The sequence below is a fragment of the Brevundimonas sp. FV2ps16 genome, from assembly GCF_058681075.1.
Window position 1 is genome coordinate 1,916,329 of record NZ_CM178728.1, and the last position, 19,070, is coordinate 1,935,398.

The 19,070-nt window shown below is 68.1% G+C and carries 22 protein-coding genes; 7 read left to right on the forward strand and 15 right to left on the reverse strand.

What is annotated here, in order from left to right:
• Nucleotides 1-72: 72 nt before the first annotated feature.
• The 5 genes from argS to xseA all read right to left on the reverse strand — a co-directional run bounded on the left by argS (nt 73) and on the right by xseA (nt 5,600).
• Nucleotides 73-1,875: an arginine--tRNA ligase gene (gene argS, locus ACW170_RS09210; RefSeq protein ID WP_492086425.1), complete on the reverse strand. Its 1,803-nt coding sequence runs from the start codon at nt 1,873-1,875 to the stop codon at nt 73-75.
• Nucleotides 1,875-2,549: a Tat pathway signal sequence domain protein gene (locus tag ACW170_RS09215; protein WP_492086426.1), complete on the reverse strand. Its 675-nt coding sequence runs from the start codon at nt 2,547-2,549 to the stop codon at nt 1,875-1,877. The genes argS and ACW170_RS09215 overlap by 1 nt, the downstream gene beginning before the upstream one ends.
• A 66-nt stretch (nt 2,550-2,615) precedes the next feature.
• Nucleotides 2,616-3,182: a DUF3035 domain-containing protein gene (locus tag ACW170_RS09220; RefSeq protein ID WP_492086427.1), complete on the reverse strand. Its 567-nt coding sequence runs from the start codon at nt 3,180-3,182 to the stop codon at nt 2,616-2,618.
• Between the two features lie 72 nt (nt 3,183-3,254).
• Nucleotides 3,255-3,782 carry a signal peptidase II gene (gene lspA / locus ACW170_RS09225; RefSeq protein ID WP_492086428.1) on the reverse strand — a complete coding sequence of 176 codons (528 nt, stop codon included), beginning with the start codon at nt 3,780-3,782 and terminating at the stop codon, nt 3,255-3,257.
• Nucleotides 3,783-4,130: 348 nt separating this feature from the next.
• The gene (xseA, locus tag ACW170_RS09230) at nt 4,131-5,600 is read right to left on the reverse strand and encodes an exodeoxyribonuclease VII large subunit (protein ID WP_492086429.1); all 1,470 of its coding nucleotides are present in this window, start codon (nt 5,598-5,600) and stop codon (nt 4,131-4,133) included.
• 64 nt (nt 5,601-5,664) lie between these two features.
• Here xseA and ACW170_RS09235 point away from each other — a divergent pair, with 64 nt between their 5' ends.
• From ACW170_RS09235 to ACW170_RS09250, 4 genes are read left to right on the forward strand one after another with little or no spacing between them, the layout of a single operon-like run.
• Entirely contained in the window at nt 5,665-5,826 is a 162-nt protein-coding gene (locus ACW170_RS09235; RefSeq protein WP_492070985.1) for a hypothetical protein, read from the forward strand.
• A gap of 56 nt (nt 5,827-5,882) precedes the next feature.
• Nucleotides 5,883-7,157, forward strand: coding sequence for a phosphoribosylamine--glycine ligase (gene purD, locus ACW170_RS09240; protein ID WP_492086430.1), 1,275 nt, complete (start codon nt 5,883-5,885; stop codon nt 7,155-7,157).
• Nucleotides 7,158-7,188: 31 nt separating this feature from the next.
• Complete coding sequence (locus tag ACW170_RS09245) at nt 7,189-7,380, forward strand: CopG family transcriptional regulator (protein WP_492086431.1); 192 nt, start codon at nt 7,189-7,191, stop codon at nt 7,378-7,380.
• Entirely contained in the window at nt 7,371-7,646 is a 276-nt protein-coding gene (locus ACW170_RS09250; RefSeq protein WP_492086432.1) for a type II toxin-antitoxin system RelE/ParE family toxin, read from the forward strand. Before ACW170_RS09245 ends, ACW170_RS09250 begins: the two co-directional genes overlap by 10 nt.
• A gap of 3 nt (nt 7,647-7,649) precedes the next feature.
• On the opposite strand, the gene ACW170_RS09255 is transcribed toward ACW170_RS09250, so the two are convergent.
• Entirely contained in the window at nt 7,650-8,339 is a 690-nt protein-coding gene (locus ACW170_RS09255) for a murein L,D-transpeptidase catalytic domain family protein (protein WP_492086433.1), read from the reverse strand.
• Nucleotides 8,340-8,452: 113 nt separating this feature from the next.
• Here ACW170_RS09255 and ACW170_RS09260 point away from each other — a divergent pair, with 113 nt between their 5' ends.
• Nucleotides 8,453-9,778 (forward strand): metal-dependent hydrolase family protein, encoded by a 1,326-nt coding sequence (locus ACW170_RS09260; RefSeq protein WP_492086434.1) that lies wholly within the window; start codon nt 8,453-8,455, stop codon nt 9,776-9,778.
• On the opposite strand, the gene lpxK is transcribed toward ACW170_RS09260, so the two are convergent.
• Genes lpxK through ACW170_RS09285 form a run of 5 tightly spaced genes read right to left on the reverse strand, consistent with a single transcriptional unit; the run spans nt 9,763 to nt 15,127 of the window.
• A complete protein-coding gene (gene lpxK / locus ACW170_RS09265) occupies nt 9,763-10,779 on the reverse strand; it encodes a tetraacyldisaccharide 4'-kinase (RefSeq protein ID WP_492089162.1) in 1,017 nt (338 codons plus the stop codon). The two genes, ACW170_RS09260 and lpxK, sit on opposite strands and share 16 nt — an antisense overlap.
• Nucleotides 10,776-12,068, reverse strand: a complete 1,293-nt coding sequence (locus ACW170_RS09270) for a 3-deoxy-D-manno-octulosonic acid transferase (RefSeq protein WP_492086435.1) — start codon at nt 12,066-12,068, stop codon at nt 10,776-10,778. The genes lpxK and ACW170_RS09270 overlap by 4 nt, the downstream gene beginning before the upstream one ends.
• The gene (locus ACW170_RS09275; RefSeq protein WP_492086436.1) at nt 12,065-12,748 is read right to left on the reverse strand and encodes a lysophospholipid acyltransferase family protein; all 684 of its coding nucleotides are present in this window, start codon (nt 12,746-12,748) and stop codon (nt 12,065-12,067) included. Before ACW170_RS09275 ends, ACW170_RS09270 begins: the two co-directional genes overlap by 4 nt.
• Nucleotides 12,745-14,574: an ABC transporter ATP-binding protein gene (locus tag ACW170_RS09280; RefSeq protein WP_492086437.1), complete on the reverse strand. Its 1,830-nt coding sequence runs from the start codon at nt 14,572-14,574 to the stop codon at nt 12,745-12,747. Before ACW170_RS09280 ends, ACW170_RS09275 begins: the two co-directional genes overlap by 4 nt.
• 31 nt (nt 14,575-14,605) lie before the next feature.
• Nucleotides 14,606-15,127: a COG3650 family protein gene (locus ACW170_RS09285; RefSeq protein WP_492086438.1), complete on the reverse strand. Its 522-nt coding sequence runs from the start codon at nt 15,125-15,127 to the stop codon at nt 14,606-14,608.
• An 85-nt stretch (nt 15,128-15,212) separates the two neighbouring features.
• Between ACW170_RS09285 and ACW170_RS09290 the strand changes: the two genes are divergently transcribed.
• The gene (locus ACW170_RS09290; RefSeq protein WP_492089163.1) at nt 15,213-15,878 is read left to right on the forward strand and encodes a protein tyrosine phosphatase family protein; all 666 of its coding nucleotides are present in this window, start codon (nt 15,213-15,215) and stop codon (nt 15,876-15,878) included.
• Nucleotides 15,879-15,946: 68 nt separating this feature from the next.
• On the opposite strand, the gene ACW170_RS09295 is transcribed toward ACW170_RS09290, so the two are convergent.
• On the reverse strand, nt 15,947-16,150 hold the full coding sequence (locus tag ACW170_RS09295) for a hypothetical protein (RefSeq protein WP_492086439.1): 204 nt from the start codon (nt 16,148-16,150) through the stop codon (nt 15,947-15,949).
• A gap of 54 nt (nt 16,151-16,204) precedes the next feature.
• The gene (locus tag ACW170_RS09300; RefSeq protein WP_492040930.1) at nt 16,205-16,450 is read right to left on the reverse strand and encodes a DUF4170 domain-containing protein; all 246 of its coding nucleotides are present in this window, start codon (nt 16,448-16,450) and stop codon (nt 16,205-16,207) included.
• A 192-nt stretch (nt 16,451-16,642) separates the two neighbouring features.
• Between ACW170_RS09300 and ACW170_RS09305 the strand changes: the two genes are divergently transcribed.
• On the forward strand, nt 16,643-16,873 hold the full coding sequence (locus ACW170_RS09305) for a hypothetical protein (RefSeq protein WP_492086440.1): 231 nt from the start codon (nt 16,643-16,645) through the stop codon (nt 16,871-16,873).
• A 13-nt stretch (nt 16,874-16,886) separates the two neighbouring features.
• Here ACW170_RS09305 and ACW170_RS09310 read toward each other — a convergent pair whose 3' ends face one another.
• Both ACW170_RS09310 and ACW170_RS09315 read right to left on the reverse strand, forming a co-directional pair.
• Nucleotides 16,887-17,681 (reverse strand): 3'(2'),5'-bisphosphate nucleotidase CysQ, encoded by a 795-nt coding sequence (locus ACW170_RS09310; protein WP_492086441.1) that lies wholly within the window; start codon nt 17,679-17,681, stop codon nt 16,887-16,889.
• Nucleotides 17,678-19,033 (reverse strand): TldD/PmbA family protein, encoded by a 1,356-nt coding sequence (locus tag ACW170_RS09315; RefSeq protein WP_492086442.1) that lies wholly within the window; start codon nt 19,031-19,033, stop codon nt 17,678-17,680. The genes ACW170_RS09310 and ACW170_RS09315 overlap by 4 nt, the downstream gene beginning before the upstream one ends.
• Nucleotides 19,034-19,070: the final 37 nt, after the last annotated feature.

Sequence of the window (19,070 nt, forward strand, 5' to 3'; positions counted from 1 at the left end):
CTCCCTGTCCCCGGCAAAGGTTAACCAGAGCTGTCGAGCGGAGTCCGCGTCTTTCAGGTCACAGAACGGCGGTCACATCCGTTCGGGCGTCTCGATCCCCAGCAGGGTCAGCGCCGTTTCGAGCTGGCGCAGGGCCGCGGCCGACAGGGCCAGGCGCGAGCCACGCGTCGCCGCGTCCGGCGCGACCAGCACCGGGCAGGCGGCGTAGAATTTCGAGAACGACTGGGCCACGCGATAGGCGTGCTCGGCTGCCAGGTGCGGCATCCGCTTGTCATAGGCGTCGGACACGGCGGTCGAGAAGGCGTCCAGCGTCAGGGCCAGATCGCGTTCCGCCTGTTCGGCGATGACGATGGCGCCCGGCGCCGCCCCCTGTTCGGCGGCCTTGCGCAGCAGGGATTTGATCCGCACCGACTGGTACAGCAGATAGGGGCCGGTCTTGCCCTCGAAGCTCATGAACCGGTCCAGGTCGAAGACATAGCTGGTGGTCCGCGCGTTCGACAGGTCGGCGAACTTCAGGGCGGCGATGGCCACCTTGTGCGCGATGGCCTCGAACTCTTCCGGCGACAGGTCGTCGCCCAGCTTGGCCTCGTGCAGCCGCTCGCGCGCCTTGTCCGTCGCCTGGTCGATCAGGTCGCGCAGCTTCAGCACGCCGCCCGCGCGGGTCTTGAACGGCTTGCCGTCCTGCCCGTTCATGGTGCCGAAGCCCAGATGCTCCAGCGCCCCTTCGGTGGCGTAGCCGGCCAGATAGGCGGCGCGGAATACCTGTTCGAAATGCTCGGCCTGGCGTTCGTCGACCACATACAGGGCCAGGTCCGGCGCCAGGGCCTTCTTGCGGTCCAGGATCGTGGCCAGGTCGGTCGTGCCGTACATGGCCGAGCCTTCCGAACTGATCACCAGCAGGGGCGGGGGCGACGGGGCCTCGATCACCGAACCGTCGGCCAGCTTCTTCTTGCGGGTCTCGCCCGGCTTGGCGACATGCACCACCTGGGCGCCGTCGTCCTCGACCAGCAGGCCGGTCGCCTTCAGATGCGCCAGCATTTCCGGCATCTGCGGATCGGCGTCGCTCTCGCCGTTCCACAGGTCGAAATCGACCGACAGATCGCCGTATTCGCGCTTCAGCGCCTCGCGGCTGACCGCCACGAAATGAGCCCACAGGGCGCGATAGCCGGGACGTCCATTCTGCAGTTCCGCCGTCGCCTTGCGGGCGCGGTCCCGGAAGGCCGGGTCTTCCTTGGCCTTGCCGGCGGCCAGCGGATACAGCCGGTCCAGATCGGCCAAGGTCACAGGACTATCGGCCGGGAAGGGCCCGTCGCCCTCAACCAGGAAGCCTTCCGCCAGACCCTCGTCGCCACAGGCCACGATCAGCAGCCCCATCTGGAAGCCCCAGTCGCCGAAATGGGCGTCGCCGGTCACGTGATCGCCGCGGAAGCGGAACAGCCGCTTCAGGCTCTCGCCGATGATGGCGCTACGCAGGTGGCCGACGTGCATCGGCTTGGCCACGTTCGGACCGCCGTAGTCGATGACCACCTTGCGCGGCTCGGCCACGAGTGCGGCGCCTGCATGGTCAGCGTCGGCCGCGACCTCTGCGGCGCGTTCGGCCAGTAGCGCATCGGCCAGCTTCAGATTGATGAAGCCCGGCCCCGCCACCTCGACCGAGGCGAAGCGCGGATCGGCGGTCAGCCGCTCGGCGATCCTGCCCGCCAGTTCGCGTGGATTGGCCTTCAACGCCTTGGCGGCGGCCAGGGCGCCGTTCGACTGGAAGTCGGCCAGGTCGGGACGGTCGGACGGGGTGACGCGGGCCAGAGCCGCATCCACGCCTTCGGCGGCGAAGGCGGCGGCGACCGCTTCGCTGAGGACGGTCTTCAGATCAGACATTACTGGCTCGGCGTAGAGGCTTGGGCCGTTCCGGCGGTGACGCGGAAGCGGCTGCCCGAACGGTTGAACTCGGCCATTTCAGGCGTGACGTCGAAGCCGATCAGAACTTCGAAATTGCCGCCGCTGGTTTCCAGATCTGCGCGCGGGATCACGATGCTGCGCTCCTCGTGGACTGAGGCGGTGCGCTGACCGTCGAAGTTTACCGGCAGGTCGAAATATTCCTTGGCCAGGACGGCGCTGTTGCGCTCGGTTACGGCGACCCAGTAGCGATAGGTCTTCTGATCGCCGCTCGCCTGCTCGCCCCGGCCCAGTTCGAACAGGATGTCCATGTCCAGCTTGATGGGGTCGTCCTCGCGATATTCGCAGTCGGCCGACACGCCCTCGATCTCGCCGGTGAAGCCGACGTTGGCGATGGCCGCGCGGCCGCCTTCAAGCTCGACATAGCGGGCGGCGTCGTAAAGCACCTTCACGAAGGGGCAGGGCCCGGCGTTGGCGCGGCGGCGCAGCGGCGCGAACCGCGGCGCGCGTTCAGAGGGCGCATTGGCTGATCCGTCGGCCTGCTGGCCGCTGGAGCTGCGATCCCGCTGACGCTGTGAGGTCTGAGCCTCGGCGGCCGTGGGCAGGATGGAGGCCGCGATGGAGACGGCGGCCAGGGCGGAAAGCACGCGACGCATCAGTTATTTTCCGACAGCGAGAGGACCAACGCCGTGGCAGGCGTCCTTGGAACAGGGCGAAGGGTCTTACAGACCCGGCAGCTTGAAGCCGCCGCTGCGGCGCGGCTGGATCGTGATGGCCTGTTGGCCGCCGGTCAGGGCCTGGAGCCGCGCAGCCTCGGTCGAGGCGTCGATGGTCTGCTGGCCGTCCGCCGTCTGGCGCACCGTCGGCGCCTGGGTCGAAGCATCGTCCTTGCGCCAGAACATCACGCGGTTGGCGAAGCTCTCGTCCTTGTGGGCGATGTCGCCGAACTCGTCGTCGATGACATAGCGGGCCAGAGGGTCGGCCTGTTCGGCGCCGGCCTGTGCGACTAGGACCTGCTCCCCCGGGGTGCGGGTGATCGCCTGACGCTGACCCAGCAGGATCTGGCGGGCGGCGCTCTCGGGCGCCAGCTCTTGCGGGCGCGGCTGGCCCGGCGCCGGCGGGCGCAGGCCGTACTCGGGCGGCACGCTCAGCGGAGCGGTGGAGACGGTCACGAACTCGTCCGGCACGACCTTGGTCAGGCCGATGCCTTGCTTGATGCTGCCGCAGGCCGAAACGGCGAGCGCGGCGGTGGCGGCGAGGGTCAGTACGGCGACGCTGCGAATACGCATGGGTTCAGGCTCTGATCGGCTGATGCTCGAAACGCCTCTACGGGCGCTCTTGGCATAGTGAAGAGGGGGTGATTACGACTTTTCGGGGGCCGCGCCAACCTTGGCGGCCTTGTCGGACAGGAAGCTGTCGAGAATCAGCAGGACGACGCCGATGGTGATGGCGCTATCAGCGATGTTGAACACCCAGGGGAAGACGCCCGTGCCGGACACATCGATGAAGTCGACGACATAGCCGAACCGGATTCGGTCGATCACATTGCCCAGGGCGCCGCCCATGACGAAGCCGATCGCTGTGATCAGCAGGCGGCGATCCGACTGGGTCGCCCACCAGGCCAGGCCGGCCGAGACGATGACCGAGAAGATCGTCAGCCCCCAGCGCGCCTCGCCCCCGCCGAACAGGCCGAAGCTGACCCCGGTGTTCTGCACGAAGGTGAAGCGCAGGATCGGCGGAATCACTTCGGCGAACACATAGCCGACCGGAATCTGGCTGACCGAAGCCACGTCCGGCAGGCTCAGAATCCAGGCCTTGGTCAGCTGGTCCAGAACGATGATCAGAACGGCGATGCCGTAGGCGGCCAGGGCGATGCGAGTGATCTTCATGCGGCGGCGGTTAGCAGGAAGCGGCGCCGGGGCGAAGCGGAAAACCACTGAGGCCCGAACTTCACGTCGGCGAATTCACAGTCGGAAAAGAAAAATGGCGCGCATGACGATTCGTGCGGCCATCGGCGTTTGCCGGGCGAAAACCGCGATCAACTCGCCTGAGATGAGAGCCGGTTAGAATGGCGTCATGATCCGGTCGCCGCTCATTGATGTCGAAACCGTGCCGTCAGAGAACATGCCGGGCCCTCGGCTTGGCACGATTGGCGCCCTGTCACCCTGTTTTCGCGCCAAGCGCCGATTGTCAGGTTGGCGCATTGTCACCCTGTTTTTACGACAAGCGTCAACGGATCAGAACAGGTCGCCCTGGCTTGGCGTCGGCGGTTTGGGCCTTGGCGTGGGCTTGGGCGGAGGGGGCGACGCGACCCGTCCATCCCCCCCGTCGATGGTCGCGCCCCGCGCGCCGTCGCCGAACACCAGCCGCACCGCCTGGCCGGGCTCCAGTCCCGCCGCCGCGGTGATCCAGTCGCCGTCGGCGTTCTCGACCCGGGCGAATCCGGGCTTGGGCCGGCCGGGATCCAGCGTCGCCAGCGCCCGCGACAGGGCGTTCAGCCGGTCCTGGTCGCGGGTCAGCCGTCGCTCGACCGTCGGCTTGAACCGGGCTGCGACGGCGGACAGCCGGTCGCCCCGACGCTCCAGCGCCCGGTCCAGCAGCCCCCGTCCAAGCCGTCCGCCGACGCCGGCCAGCCGGCGTTCGTGGACCGAGACATTGCGTTGCAGCCCCGATCCCAGCCGGCTCGACACATGGTCCAGCCGCTGCTGCGCCAGGGCCAGCAGGTCTTCCGGCCGCGCCGGCAGGCCACGCGCGACCGCACGCAGCCGGGTGCGCCGATCCTCGATCAGTCGTCCGCCCGCCAGGACCATGCGCCGGTCCAGGTCGGCGACCGCATATCTCAGGTCCGCCAGCACCGGCGTCGCGATCTCGGCCGCCCCCGTCGGCGTCGGCGCGCGCCGGTCGGAGACGAAGTCGATCAGGGTCGTGTCCGTCTCATGCCCCACGGCCGAGATGATCGGAATTCGCGCCGCCGCCACCGTCCGCGCCAGGCCTTCATCATTGAAGCACCACAGGTCCTCGACCGAGCCGCCCCCACGGGCCACGATCAGCAGGTCGGGGCGGGGGATCGGCCCATCGGCGGTCATCGCGTCAAAACCGCGAATGGCGTTCGACACCTGGCCGCACGCCGCCTCGCCCTGGACCACGACGGGCCAGACGATCACCCGGCAGGGCCAGCGTTCGGCGATCCGGTGCAGCACATCGCGGATCACCGCCCCGGTCAGGCTGGTGATCACGCCGATGGTGCGGGGAAACTGTGGCAGGGGCTTCTTGCGCCCCGGCTCGAACAGTCCTTCTTCACGCAGCCGGACCTTCAGTCGTTCCAGCTGGGCCAGCAGGGCGCCGGCGCCGGCCGCCTCCATGCTCTCGATCACGATCTGGTACGACGACCGCGCCGGATACGAGGTGATCTTGCCGGTGACGATGACCTCCAGCCCTGCCTCCGGCTGGACGCCCAAGCCGCGCACCGATCCCTTCCAGATCACCCCGTCGATGGCCGACTTGTCGTCCTTCAGGGTCAGATAGATGTGGCCCGACGCGTGACGATTGACCTTGGACACCTCGCCCCTCAGCCGCACATGGCCGAATCGCTCCTCCAGCGTCCGCTTCAGGGCGAAGGACAGTTCGGAGATCGACAGGGGCGGATTGTTGTCGCGCGGGGCGGCGGCCTCGGCCGGGCCTTCGAACACATAGGAGTCGTCGCTCATCGGCCCATCCTAGCCTGCGTCGCGTCTTGCGGGAACAGGATCGACGCCGCCCCGTTCGGCTTTCATGGCCGCCGACCCCCAAGGAACCGATCCGGACGACCGCGACCCGCGCGAGCGCGACCTCATGCGTCGCAGCGGCGCCGGCGGGGCCATGAGCCCCTGGCTGATCATCGGCGGGATCGCCCTGATCGGCCTGGTCGTCTACGTCCTTTCCGCCCTGTTCTGACGCTTCAGCCCGTCGGACGCTTGACCGTCCGACGCAGGCCCGTCATTGCCGACTTCATGATTATTCTTCTCGTTGGATCGGGCGGGCGCGAACACGCCCTGGCCTGGAAGATCGCCCAGTCGCCACTGGTCACCCGCCTCGTCGCCGCCCCCGGCAATCCCGGCATCGAGAAACTGTGCGAGCTTCGTCCGGTCAAGGCTGACGACGCCGAGGGGCTCGCCGCCCTGGCCCGCGAGATCAAGGCGGACCTGGTCGTGGTCGGGCCTGAAGTGGCCCTGGCCGCCGGTCTCGCCGACCGTCTGGCCTCGGCCGGCATCCCCTGTTTCGGCCCCACCGCCAAGGCGGCCCAGCTGGAGGTGTCCAAGGCCTTCTCCAAGGCCTTCCTGGAACGCCACGAAATCCCCACCGCCGGCTACGGCGTCTATGACACGGTCAAGGACGCCAAGGCCGCCCTGGACGTGTTCAAGCCTCCCTATGTCATCAAGGCCGACGGTCTGGCCGCCGGCAAGGGCGTGGCCATCAGCCCCGACCGTCCCGACGCCGAAGCCGAGATCGAGCGCATGCTGGGCGGCCGCTTCGGCGCCGCCGGGGCCCGCGTCGTGATCGAGGAGTTCATGGACGGGGAGGAGGGCTCCCTCTTCGCCCTGTGCGACGGGAAACAGGCCGTCCTGTTCGGCGGCGCCCAGGACCACAAGCGCGCCTTCGACGGCGACACCGGCCCTAATACTGGCGGCATGGGCGCCTATTCGCCCGCTCCGGTCTTCACCGCCGACCTGGTGCAGCAGGCCGACGAACGGATCGTCCAGCCCACCATCCGCAAGATGGCCGAGGAGGGCGCTCCCTACCGCGGCGTCCTCTACGCCGGCCTGATGGCCACGGCCGACGGTCCCAAGGTGGTCGAGTTCAACGCCCGCTTCGGCGACCCCGAATGCCAGGTGCTGATGATGCGCATGGCCGGGGACATCGTCCCCTATCTGCTGGGCTGCGCGCGGGGCGACGTCTCGGGCCTGCCGTCTCCGGCCTTCAAGCCCCAGACGGTGATCTGTGTCGTCATGGCGGCCAAGGGCTATCCCGACAGCCCGCTGGAAGGTTCTATCATCCGCGGCGTGGACCAGGACGTCGGCCCCCACGTCCAGGTCTTCCACGCCGGGACCAAGCGCCGCGACGACGGCCAGCTGTGCGCCGCCGGCGGCCGTGTCCTGAATGTATGCGCTGAGGGCGACGACATCGCCCAGGCCCGCGAACGCGCCTATGACGCCATCCGCAAGATCGACTGGCCCGGCGGCTTCAACCGCTCCGACATCGGCTGGCGGGCCCTGGGCCGGGGCTGACCGTATCGGCGGGATGTGCTAGGCTCGCGCCATGGCTGATCCCGCAGTTGATCACGACGAAGAAGATCTGTTCTCGACGCCGGACGACGCGGCGGATGAGGCCGCGACCTTGCGGGGCCTTGCCGATGCCGCAGCTGGACGGGTCGTAGACAACGAGACCGTGATGCGCTGGGTCGAGTCATGGTCGACGGCCAATCCTCTGCCCCGGCCTAAATGCGGTTAGTCGTCTGGACGGATCAGGCGCTGAGCGATCTGGAGGACATCAGCCTCTATATCGCCGACTTCAATCCAGCTGCTGCGGCGCGCTTCTTCATTCGATTGAAAGCTGCTGCCGAGAGCCTCGCGCATTTCGCGGACCGGGGACGCCCTTCCATTCATGGAACACGAGAACTGACTCTGGTGAAGCCCTATCTGATCCGGTACGCGATCCTGCCTGATCGGGTTGAGGTCGTCACCATCAGGCATTCCGCCCGACGGCCCGAGCGATAGGTCTCACGCCCAGGCGAACAGCAGCCGCCCTTCGCCCATTCGCTCGCGCAGTTCCGGCAGATCGGTGTGGGCTACCGAGAAACAGCCGTAGCTGCGACCCAGCTTGCCTTCGCGGGCCAGGAAGTCCGGGTCGGCGTAGTCGGCCCCGTGGATGATGATGGCCCGCTCGCGCGCCTTGTCGTTGGTGTATTCCAACCCGTCCAACAGGACGTTCGGCCCCTGCTGGGATCCCCAGCCTGCCCCTGCGGTGGCGTAGGCCCCGACCGAGGACATGTTGGAATCCGGCGTGTTGGAGAAGCGCTGGGCGTAGCCCGTGTGGCTGGGGTCCGAACCTCGCCCGTGGCAGGTGCGCAGCACCTTGACCTCGCCGGCGATCAGATCGACTTCGTACAGCCGCTCTTCGCCCGAGAATTTCTTGAAGTCGACCAGGTACATCCGGTCGCGCAGCGGAATTTTCTTGTGATGGATGTCCAGAGCCGCCATCGCTCGCTCCATCAGGTCCTTGCGAACATGACCGCGCGGGTCGAGAGGCGGCGGGCTGACGACGAGGGCCTCGACGACGGGGGCGGGGGACGGAGGTGCGACCGGCTTGGCCGCCGCCAGGGTCGTCACCGGGACGGATGCTCCGGCGCTGGCGCAACCGGCCAGCATGGCCGATCCGCCCAGAATGAGTCCTCGTCTTGAAAGCCGCATGCGACGCCCTCGTTGCGGTTTATCTTCGGAGATGCTTGTTTCAAATGGTTACGGGGGAGGCAACCTGAGCCTTGTGGGGCATTTTTGCGGCGCTGCGCCGCAGGGGAACAGTGATGATGCGTTTTGGTCTGGCGCTGGCGGCTCTGATGGCCACGGCCACGGTCGCGGTTGCGCAGCAAAGCCCCGCTGGGCCTACGGTTTTCTCCACCCAGGGGACGACGTTTGTCGAAGCTGGCCGACTGCTCGCGGATCCGTCGAACGGCGTTGTGCAGCGCGGTAAAACTCTCGTGATCAGGGGGAACCAAGTCGTCGAGATCCGCGACGGCTTCGTCGGCGACCCGTCTCAGGGTGCGGTGGTTGGTCTCCGCGATTCCTTCGTTCTGCCGGGTTTGATCGACAGCCATGTCCATCTGACCGGTCAGCAGAACCCCAATTCCCGCCTTGAGGAACTCACCCAGTCGGATGCCACCCAGGCCATGGTCGGCGCCCGCTATGCCCGCCGCACCCTGATGGCGGGCTTCACCACGGTCGCGGACCTCGGCGCCAGCAATGAAGCCATCTTCGCGCTGCGCGAGGCGGTGAAGGCCGGCGACGTGCCCGGTCCGCGCATCATTGCGGCCGGATCCTCGGTCTCGATCCATGGCGGCCACGGCGACGCCAACGGCTTCCGCGAGGACGTTCTGCACCTGTTGTCGCCGGAAAGCGTCTGTTCGGGGCCTGAGGATTGTATGCGCGCAGTCCGCACCCAGGTCCGGTCGGGCGCCGACATCATCAAGATCACCGCGACTGGCGGGGTTCTGTCCAACACCGCCGCCGGTCTGAACCAGCAGTTCAGCGATCCCGAACTGACCGCCATCGTCGAAAGCGCTCACCGCATGGGTCGTCAGGTCACGGCCCACGCTCATGGCGCGGACGGCGTCAACGCCTTCCTGCGCGCGGGCGGCGACTCCATCGAACACGGCACCTATCTGGACGACCAGTCGATCCGCCTCTTCAAGACCAACGGCGCCTGGTTGGTGCCCACGCTTCTGGCCGGGGACTTCGTCGCCCGGATCGCCGCCGGGCCGGACAACTTCTTCACCCCGGCCCAGACGGCGAAGGCGCTGGAAGCGGGGCCGAAGATGCTGGACATGGCGCGCCGCGCGCATGAGGGCGGGGTGAAGATCGCCTTCGGCACCGACAGCGGCGTCTCGGCCCACGGCGACAACGCCAGGGAGTTCGCCCTGCTGGTCCGCGCCGGCCTGACTCCGCTGGAAGCCGTTCAGGCCGCCACAGTGGGCGCCGCCGAACACCTGCGCATCTCCAGCGAGGCCGGGCGGATTGCGCCGGGCATGCCCGCCGACATCATCGCCGTGAAGGGCGATCCTCTGACCGACGTCACCGAACTGGAGCGGATGAAGTTCGTGATGAAGTCCGGCGTGGTCTACCGCGCCGACTGAATCCTGTCCGTTAGGAAGGCGGCGAAAGCCGCCTCATCCTCGAACCGGGCGACGACCGGCCATGCCGTCACGCGCGTGCGCTGGTCTGGCGTCAGCCGCACCCAGTCCTTTTCCGTGGTCACAAGACCGGCGTCATAGACCGCGGCCCGATCCATCAGGAACGCGATGTCGTCGGCCCTATAGGCCGCATGGTCGGGGAAGGGGACGAAGTCCGCCAGGGCGCACCCTGCCGCCTTCAACGACCGCTCGACCTTCCACGGCTTGGCGATGCCGGCGAACCCGACCTGAGGCCCAGGCGGAGGCGGCCCTTCGGGCGTCAGGCGCGCGACGAAGATGGGCAGGCCGTCGAACACGGCCAGCAGTTCGGGATCGGCCGTCTCCAGATCGGTCGGCAACATCACCACCACGGCGTCGGCGCGGGCCAGTCCGGCCTTCAGCGGCTCACGCATCGGACCTGACGGAAAGACCGAGCCGTCGCCGAACGGCCATTCGTCGCCCCGTGTCTCGCCGTCTACGACGATCAGGCTGATGGTCTTCTTCAAGGCGGGGTTCTGATGTCCGTCGTCCAGCACCAGCGCCCGCGCGCCTTCCGACACGGCCGCCTGCGCCCCGGCGATGCGGTCGCGCGAGATCCAGGCCGGGGCGTCCTGCGCCAGCATCAGGGGTTCGTCGCCGACGTCCTCGGCCGTGTGTGTATTTTGATCGACCCGCACCGGGCCTTCCAGCTTGCCGCCATAACCGCGCGACAGGCCTTGCGCCTCCACGCCCGCCGCGCGCAGCAGCCGCAGCACCTCGCGGGCCACAGGCGTCTTGCCCGACCCGCCCACAGTCAGATTGCCGACCGAGATCACCGCGCAGCCCGGATCGACCGGGACCGTCCGTGCGATCCGGCGCGCCGTCACCCCGGCCCAGATCCAGCCCAGGGGCTTCAGCACGGTGCGCGTCACCCGCGCATGGTCGCGGTCGCGCACATACCACCAGCGCGGCGTGTTCAGCTTCATCGCCTGGGCCTCTTCTGCGGCGTCAGCGGCGACAGCCAGGTCCACAGCCGGTCCAGACCGCCGCCCGCCTCGGCCGCAGCACGCCGGGCGCGCTCGCCCATGACCTTGGCCGCCGCCGGATCGGCCAGCAGGGGCGTCACCGCCTCGGGCAGGTCCCAGGGTGCCTGGACCAGGATCAGACCGCCGGCCTCGGCCAGGGCCGAGGTGACGGTCGCCCAGTTCGAGGCGTCCGGCCCCGTCACGGTCGGTCGGCCCAGCCGCGCGGGCTCCAGCGGATTATGCCCGCCCACTGCCGGCAGGCCCAGGGCCGGAGCGAAGGAGCCGCCCATCACCACGACGTCCGCCAGTCGCAGGAACAGGCCCATCTCGTTCAGGGTGTCGGCCAGATAGACGTCGGTGTCGCGCCCGATGGTCTCGCCGCGCGACCGCATGGCGAAGGCCACGCCCTCGCGCTGCAAGGCCGTAGCGATATGCGGCCCCCGTTCGGGATGGCGGGGAAGCAGGATCAGACAGGCGCGGTCGGGCAGCTTGTCCAGGGCGCGGACGATGGCGATCTCCTCGCCCTCGTGCGTGCTGGCGGCGACCACCACCGGCCGGTCGCCGATGGCGGCGCTCAGGCGGCTGAAGGCGGCCGTATCATGGGGCAGGGGCTCGCCCGCCAGTTTCAGATTGACCAGCCCGTCGATCCGCGCGCCCAGGCTTTCCAGCCGCTGTGCCGACAACTGATCCTGCGGCAGAACCAGGTCGAAGGCGCCGGTCACCGCCCGCGCCGAGGCCGGAAACCGCGCCCAGCCATCGACCGTCTTCTCGGTGATCCTTGCGCTGACCAGGGCCAGTTTCACGCCCCGCTGATGCGCCTCCAGCAGCATATTGGGCCACAGTTCGCTCTCGACGAAGATCGCCAGGCTGGGCCGCCAGTGATCCAGGAACCGCGCCACCACGCCCGGTCCATCGACCGGCGCATACTGATGGATGGCGCCCTTCGGCAGACGGTCGGCCAGAATCCGCGCCGATGTCACCGTACCCGAGGTGACCAGCACCGTCAGGTCGGGCCGCGTCCTCACGAACCGCTCGACCAGCGGTAACAGGGACAGGGTCTCGCCGACGCTGACGCCGTGCAGCCAGACCAGATCCCCTTGCGGCCGCTCCACGTCGGTGAAGCCCATCCGCTCATCGACGCGTACGGGGTCCTCCTTGCCCTTGGCCGCGCGGGCGTCCAGCAGGCGCGGGGCAAACGGCTCCAGCGCCCGCGTCAGCAGCCGATAGGCCAGCAACGGCAGGGGCGTCACGGCTTAAGGCCCGTAATGGCGTCGGCCCGCGCCTCGACGGCGGTCAGGCGGGCCGTCCAGTCGGCGACCACGGCCGCCATGTCGGCGCCCTCGGGGAAATCGGCCCGGTCCCAGACCACGGCGCCCTTGCCGAACGGCAGGGGCAGCACCGCCCGGTCCCAGCTGTTGAACCGGATCGCGGGATTGCAAGACAGGCCGATGAACAGAGCCGGCGCATTCGACAACTTGGCCATCAGGGGCAGGCCTTCGGCCATAACTCGGGCCGGCCCTCGCGGACCGTCCGGCGTCAGAGCCAGCGCGCCCACCTTCAACTGTTTCAGCCCGTCCCGCAGGGCCTGCGACCCGCCCTTGGCCCGGTCAGCCTTGTCCTTGTTGGCGGAGGACCCTCGCACGGCGGGGAAACCCTGGCGCGCCACGGCCTTGGCGATGAACTCTCCGTCGGCCGAGAGTGAGATCAGTCCTTTGGCGGGTTGCGCCCGGTCCAGCGGCCACGACGCCGGCGCCAGGCCGATGCGCGAGTGCCAAAAAACGCACAGGACCCCGCCGCCCCTGGCCCAGATCTCTTCGGCGACCGATTGGTTCTCATGGGTCCATCGGATGGTGGCGAAACAGAACTGCATCCATTGCGCCAGGAGCCAGGCCAGGGCGGACTGGATGACCGGGTTACGAAGGGGCCTCAAGCCACAGCCTCGACAGTCGGGGCGCCGCCGTCCAGCGACTGCTGTCGGGCCAGACGGGAATAGAGCCCCCCCTTGGCGACCAACACGTCGTGCGAGCCCTGCTCCACCACCCGTCCGGCTTCGATCACATAGATCCGGTCGGCGTTGCGAACGGTCGACAGCCGGTGCGCGATCATCAGGGTGGCGCGGCCTTCCATCAACCGCTCCAGCGCCGCCTGGACCAGGGCCTCGCTCTCGGTGTCCAGAGCGCTGGTCGCCTCGTCCAGCAGCAGGATCGGCGCATCCTTCAGGAAGGCGCGGGCGATGGCGATCCGCTGGCGCTGCCCCCCAGACAGCCGCAGCCCCGCCTCGCCGGCGCGCGTCTCGTACCCCTCGGGCAGGGCGGTGATGAAGTCGTTGGCGGCGGCCGAACGTGCGGCCTCCTCGATCTGGGCCTGGGTCGCGCCCGGCCGGCCATAGGCGATATTGGCGGCGATGGTGTCGTCGAACAGGAAGGGCTCCTGCGTCACCAGGGCGATATGGTCGCGCAGGTCGTGGATCCGCAGCGACCGCACGTCGGCGCCGTTGATCGTCACCGCCCCGTCCGTCACATCATAGAAGCGCGGCAGCAGACTAAGGATCGTGCTCTTTCCCCCGCCCGACGGCCCGACCAGGGCCACCGTCTCGCCCGGCGCGACCCGCAGCGAGACATCGTTCAGCGTCGGCGCCCCGCCGGGGGCATAGGCGAACGACACCTGGTCCAGCACCACCTCGACCGGGCCGGGGGCCAAGGGCGCGGCGTCGGGCGCTTCGCGGATCTCGGCCTCGATGTCCAGAGCGCCGAACAGGCGACGCGCGGCGGTGAAGCCCTCGCTCATCACCGTCGCCAGATTGGTCACCTGTCGCAGGGCCTGACCGGCGGCCAGCAGCATGCCGATGAAGGCGGCGAACCCGCCCACCGTCATCTCGCCCGCCTGCGACCGCCAGCCGGCATAGGCCATGACCGCCGCCACCACGACATAGGCGACCATGTCGCTGGACGGGCCGGCGAAGGCGCGGGCGTTGGCGCCTTTGATGACGTGACGCTGGCGACGGGCCACGACCTCGGCGACGCGGTCCTGTTCAGCCGCCTCGCGGTTCTCGATCTTGATCAGCCGAACCCCGTCCAGGTTCTCCATCAGGGCGGTGGACAGATTCTCGGTCTCGGCCATCGCCCCGCGCGCCGCCTTGCGGGTCTTGCGTCCGAACTGGCGCAGCACCAGCGCCACCAGCGGCACGCCCAGCAGCACGACGATCGTCAGCTGCCAGTCGATGAACCCCATATAGATCAGCACCGCGATCAGGGTCAGCAGGTTCTGGGTGTAGTTGACCACGCCCGAGGTAAAGGCCTCGCGCACCATATTGGCGTCGAACAGGACGGACGAGACGAAGCCGCCCGAATGCTGGCTGCGCAGCCGGGCCAGGTCGGCGCGGATCATGGCCCCGAACAGACGGATCTGAATATCGCCAACGATGGTGTGACCCAGACGGTTGACCAGAGCCGCCTGGCCGATGGCGGCCAGGGTCCGCATCACCGCGACCGCCAGGATGGCGGCAGGGATCCAGATAATGGCCTTATCCGCCGGGAAGCTGACGACCCCGAACAGGCTGATCGGCTCGGTCCCGCCCAGGAACAGACCGTTCACCGCCGGCTCCAGCAGCTTCAGCAGGGCCGCCGTCAGCAGGCCCGTCATGGCCGCGCACAGCACCGACAGGATCAGCGATCCCTTGTGCCGGGAAAGGTAGTCGCGCCAGATCCGCGCCAGCAGGGCGCGCAGGGGCATGGTCTCGGAAGCGGGCGCGGTCATCGGCTCTCGGTCGTCCGAGCCGCCGTTCAAGTCAAGGCTTGTCAGGCGCCGGTTCCAGCAGGCGCCCCTGTTCATCCGCATGGATCAGGGTTTCGCCCGGCGCGTCCTCGACCCTGACGGCGGGGGGGACTGTCGGATTTGACGCATAGCGACGGCCATCGAACGGCACGGCGGCCTCGTGGCCCTCGGTGATCCCGCCACCGGCGACATAGACGCCCAGATCGCGACGCCCGTGGGTCTGCTGCTCCAGCAGCCGGATCGGCGCCCGCGTCACGCTGATTTCGCCGATTGACACATAGGCGTCGCCCACGCGGCTGAGGACCAGCAACTGGCATCCGCCCGACCCGCACCAGTTCGGTCCCGTCAGATAGACGAGGGTGGTCGCACCATCGGGCGTGATCGCAGCCGTGTATCGCGTGGCGCCCACCGCGCCCTGCGCTTTCTCGCGCAGATAGGCGGTCAGGGCAGGATCCTCCGGCGGCGGGGTCTGTGCGGCGGCGACGCTGATCCAAAGGCCCAAGGCTACGGCTGCGGTTGCTGCGATGGTCTTCATGTCGGCCTCCTGTTTCGGCGAACAATCCAACGCGCGAACGTCGAGTTCGGATGACGCGGTCGGTCCGGGACGCTATCTGGCGGCCATGGCGCGCTTTGATCTTTCGACCGCGATGGGCCGTTTCCGGGCGCATTGGCATTATTTCTGGGCGGACCACGCCTTTCTGCGCTTGGCGTTTTCGAACGCCCACTGGCTGGGCCCTGACCTGGTGCGCACCAACCAGCCGTCGCCGCGCCAACTGGCCTATTGGAAGACAAAGGGCGTCCGCACCGTCATCAATCTGCGTGGACAGCGCGACGAGGGCTACTACTGGCTGGAGAAAGAAGCCTGCGAGCGCCTGGGCCTGACCCTGATCGACGCCCCGCTGGATTCGCGCGATCCGCCTCAGACCGACCGCATCCACCGCGCTCGCGACCTGTTCCAGACCATCGAATATCCGGTCCTGATCCACTGCAAGTCCGGCGCGGACCGGGCGGGGATGATGGCCGTCTTCTACCGCCATTTCCATCTGGGCGAGCCGATGTCGGTCGCCATGAAACAGCTGTCCAAGAAATACCTGCACTCGCGCGAGGGGCTGACCGGGGTGCTGGACTATACGCTCGAGAAATACGTCAATGAGATCGAGCCGCGCGGTATCAGTTTCATCGACTGGGTCGACAGCCCCGAATACGATCCCAAGACGATCCGCGCCGAGTTCAAGGCCGGCTGGTGGGGCACGCTGCTGACCGAGAAGCTGCTGAAGCGGGAGTAGGGTTCAGCCCCCATCCTAATGTCGTCATCCTCGCCCTTGTGGCGAGGATGACGGGTTTATAGAGGGCGTTAGCCCCAGGGGCCTTTCGGAGGCTGATCCCCGCGTTCGCGGGCCTCGGCCGTCAGCTCGGCGTCGCGCCGGGCCTTGCGGTCGGCTTCCCACTTTTTGAACCAGCGCGCATAGCCGATCTGTCCCCGCAGCGAAAAGCTGAACAGGATCAGCACCGCCAGCAGGCTGACCAGTTGGAATATCTGTTGCGGTTCCAGGTTCATGTTCGTTCAGCGTCCGGGTCAGGGAGCGGGTTCCCGTTCCCTGACGTCGCAGGATCAGGCCACGTCGCCGCGCGGGTCGATCAGCTTGTGGGCGTGCAGGATGAAATAGCGCATGTGGGCGTTGTCCACGGTCGCCTGGGCGCGCGCCTTCCAGGCCTGTTTGGCTTCGTCATAGCTGCCGAAGGCGCCGACGAATTCGACCTGCGACAGATCGCGAAACGTCGGCTCGCCCAGATGGCGCAGTTCGCCGCCGATGACGAGGTGGAGCAGCTGGGGCGGGACGGAGGATTGATCGGCCATCGGATGTCCTTGAAGTCTGGGGAGAGCTTTTGCCGGGGCATAAGCCCAGAACGCCTAAGGATCAATGTATGATAGGGTTTTTCAACCCAAGCCTTAGGTCGATGGCGGCACGTTTTAACAGCGGCTCGCTTGTTTGCCCCGGAGTGCGGGTTGAGGCATGATGCAATCATGAGCAGCGATCCGGAAAACCTGATGCTCGTCTTTCTTCGGCGTATCGACGCCAAGATCGATACCCTGACGCTTGATGTTCGTGAGTTGAAGGATCGGGTGTCTGGCGTGGAGCTAGGTCTGACATCGGTGCGGCGCGACATCGCCGGTCTGGCCGAAACCGACGCCCGTCTTCAGGTTTCGCTGGATCGCATGCGCGACGATGTCGGCCGAATCCAGCGCCGCCTTGATCTGCATGAGGAGCCCGCCGCCTAAACGGAGCTGCGTCCTAGGTCGATAGCGGCACGTTTTTACAGCGCCGCACGATCAGCGGGTGCAGGGCCGGGGCGGCGCAGACCAGGCTGGCCTGGCGCGGGTCGGGCCGGTTGAAACGCCAGGGGCGGCCATGGTGGTCGCTGACCCGCGCTCCGGCCTCCTCGGCGATCAGACTGCCCGCCGCCACGTCCCAATCCCATTTCGGCGTCAGAGCCAGGGCCGCGTCGAAGGCTCCGGCCGCGACCAGGGCCATCCGATAGGCCAGGGCGTTGCGTTTCGAAAACCGCAGCGCCGGCCAGGGCTCGTCCCAGTGCGACCCCTCGATCATCCGCGCGTCGCCCAGCACCGAGGCGTCATCCAGCGTCTCCACGTCCGAGGCCCGCACCAGGGCGCCGTTCCGCCGCGCCCCGCCGCCGCGCGCCGCCACATAGGTCTCTTGCACCTCGGGCGCATGGATGACGGCGGCGACCACCTGGCCGTCCTCGACGACCGCGATCGGCACGCACCACCAGGGCTGCCGCTTCATATAGGCCACCGTGCCGTCTACCGGATCGACCACGAAGATCCGGCGCTTCGACAGTCGCTCGGGCGAGTCCGCCGTCTCTTCCGACAGCCAGCCATAGTCGGGGCGGGCAGCCAGCAGCCGGTCCTTCAGCATGGCGTCCACCGCCAGGTCGCCGCTGGTCACGGGCGACCCGCCGACCTTGGCCTCGATCTTCAGGCCCGCCTCGCGTTCAGCGACCGCAAGCGCCCCGGCGTCGATCGCCGCCTGGCGGATCAGCTCCAGATCTGAGGCTAGATCGATCATTTGCCCGCTATGGCCACCGCGTCGAACATCAGGCTGGGCACGTTGAACCCACCCCGGAACTCCAGGTCGGACCCGCGTTGGAGGCGCAGATAAAGCTCGGGCAGCTTGCCCGCCACCGTGACCTCGTTGACCGGATAGGCGATCTCGCCGTTCTCGAACCAGAAGCCGGACACCCCGGCGGACCAGTCGCCGGTGTTGCCGTTCAGCGACGGCCCGAACATCGAGGTGACCAGAAGGCCCGTCCCCGCATCGGCCATCAGGCCCGCCAGATCGCGCTCGCCCGGCTCCATGTGCAGATTATGGGTTCCGACCCCCGCTGGTCCCGCCAGCCCGCGCGAGGCGTGGCCGGTGGATTGCAGCCCCAGTTGCTGCGCCGAGGCGCTGTTCAGCAGCCAGGTGGTCAGCATCCCGTCGTCGAACAGGGCGCGTCGCTCCACGGCGACCCCTTCATCATCGAACGGCGTCGATCCCAGGCCGCGTGGCCGGAACGGATCGTCGATCAGGGTCACCCCTTCGGCGAACACCCTCTGACCCATCCGGTCCTTCAGGAAGGAGGTGCCGCGCGCTATCGACGGGCCCGAGATGGCGCCGATCGCCGGCGAGACGATCTGGCCAGCCATGCGGTTGTCGAAGATGACGGGTGCGGTGGTCGAGGCGATCTTGCGCGCCCCGGTCCGGGCGACGGCGCGCTCTCCGGCCGTCCGTCCGATGATCTCGGCGCCCGGCAGGTCGGACAGGTGCCGAGTCGAGCGGCTCTCGCCGCCGCGCTCCATGGCCCCGTCTTTTTCTGCGATCACCCCGACGCCCAGCGAGAAGGCCGAACCCTGATAGTCGCCGTCGAACCCGTGCGACGTCACCAGCCGCCAGCGGCTGGACGACCAGGACGCATGCCCGCCCTCGGACCGGGCCACGCCTTCTACCGCCAGGGCTGCGGCCTCGGCCTCGGCCGAGACCCGCTCCAGGGATTCGGCGCTGCGCTCGCTGGGGTCGAACAGGTCCAGTTCGGCGAAGGGGCCCCGCGCCAGCCGATCCACGGGGGCGAAACCGGCATGGGGATCTTCCGGCGCCAGCCGGGCCATGGCTACGGCCCGTTCGACCAGACGCGCCTGGGTCTCGGGCGACAGGTCGGAGGCCGACACCGATGCCTGACGTTGTCCGACAAAGACCCGAAGACCCAGGTCGCGCGCCTCTTCGCGCTCGACGTCCTCCAGCTTGCCGTTGCGCACCCCGACCGACAGGGAGCGTCGGTCCGCGCTGACCGCCTCGGCGGCGTGGGCCCCGGCCTTCAGCGCGGCCTGGACGATGTCATTCAGAAGATCGGTGGAAACAGGCGCATACAGGGTTTCAGTCATGCCCCGATATGGCGGACCCTTTGCTGCGCCGCAACCT

Excerpts from the sequence above, each read along its gene's own strand:
- argS (WP_492086425.1), bottom strand. The coding sequence starts at position 1,875 with ATGTCTGATCTGAAGACCGTCCTCAGCGAAGCGGTCGCCGCCGCCTTC.
- ACW170_RS09215 (WP_492086426.1), bottom strand. The coding sequence starts at position 2,549 with ATGCGTCGCGTGCTTTCCGCCCTGGCCGCCGTCTCCATCGCGGCCTCC.
- ACW170_RS09220 (WP_492086427.1), bottom strand. The coding sequence starts at position 3,182 with ATGCGTATTCGCAGCGTCGCCGTACTGACCCTCGCCGCCACCGCCGCG.
- lspA (WP_492086428.1), bottom strand. The coding sequence starts at position 3,782 with ATGAAGATCACTCGCATCGCCCTGGCCGCCTACGGCATCGCCGTTCTG.
- xseA (WP_492086429.1), bottom strand. The coding sequence starts at position 5,600 with ATGAGCGACGACTCCTATGTGTTCGAAGGCCCGGCCGAGGCCGCCGCC.
- ACW170_RS09235 (WP_492070985.1), top strand. The coding sequence starts at position 5,665 with ATGGCCGCCGACCCCCAAGGAACCGATCCGGACGACCGCGACCCGCGC.
- purD (WP_492086430.1), top strand. The coding sequence starts at position 5,883 with ATGATTATTCTTCTCGTTGGATCGGGCGGGCGCGAACACGCCCTGGCC.
- ACW170_RS09245 (WP_492086431.1), top strand. The coding sequence starts at position 7,189 with ATGGCTGATCCCGCAGTTGATCACGACGAAGAAGATCTGTTCTCGACG.
- ACW170_RS09250 (WP_492086432.1), top strand. The coding sequence starts at position 7,371 with ATGCGGTTAGTCGTCTGGACGGATCAGGCGCTGAGCGATCTGGAGGAC.
- ACW170_RS09255 (WP_492086433.1), bottom strand. The coding sequence starts at position 8,339 with ATGCGGCTTTCAAGACGAGGACTCATTCTGGGCGGATCGGCCATGCTG.
- ACW170_RS09260 (WP_492086434.1), top strand. The coding sequence starts at position 8,453 with ATGATGCGTTTTGGTCTGGCGCTGGCGGCTCTGATGGCCACGGCCACG.
- lpxK (WP_492089162.1), bottom strand. The coding sequence starts at position 10,779 with ATGAAGCTGAACACGCCGCGCTGGTGGTATGTGCGCGACCGCGACCAT.
- ACW170_RS09280 (WP_492086437.1), bottom strand. The coding sequence starts at position 14,574 with ATGACCGCGCCCGCTTCCGAGACCATGCCCCTGCGCGCCCTGCTGGCG.
- ACW170_RS09285 (WP_492086438.1), bottom strand. The coding sequence starts at position 15,127 with ATGAAGACCATCGCAGCAACCGCAGCCGTAGCCTTGGGCCTTTGGATC.
- ACW170_RS09290 (WP_492089163.1), top strand. The coding sequence starts at position 15,213 with ATGGCGCGCTTTGATCTTTCGACCGCGATGGGCCGTTTCCGGGCGCAT.
- ACW170_RS09295 (WP_492086439.1), bottom strand. The coding sequence starts at position 16,150 with ATGAACCTGGAACCGCAACAGATATTCCAACTGGTCAGCCTGCTGGCG.
- ACW170_RS09300 (WP_492040930.1), bottom strand. The coding sequence starts at position 16,450 with ATGGCCGATCAATCCTCCGTCCCGCCCCAGCTGCTCCACCTCGTCATC.
- ACW170_RS09305 (WP_492086440.1), top strand. The coding sequence starts at position 16,643 with ATGCTCGTCTTTCTTCGGCGTATCGACGCCAAGATCGATACCCTGACG.
- ACW170_RS09310 (WP_492086441.1), bottom strand. The coding sequence starts at position 17,681 with ATGATCGATCTAGCCTCAGATCTGGAGCTGATCCGCCAGGCGGCGATC.
- ACW170_RS09315 (WP_492086442.1), bottom strand. The coding sequence starts at position 19,033 with ATGACTGAAACCCTGTATGCGCCTGTTTCCACCGATCTTCTGAATGAC.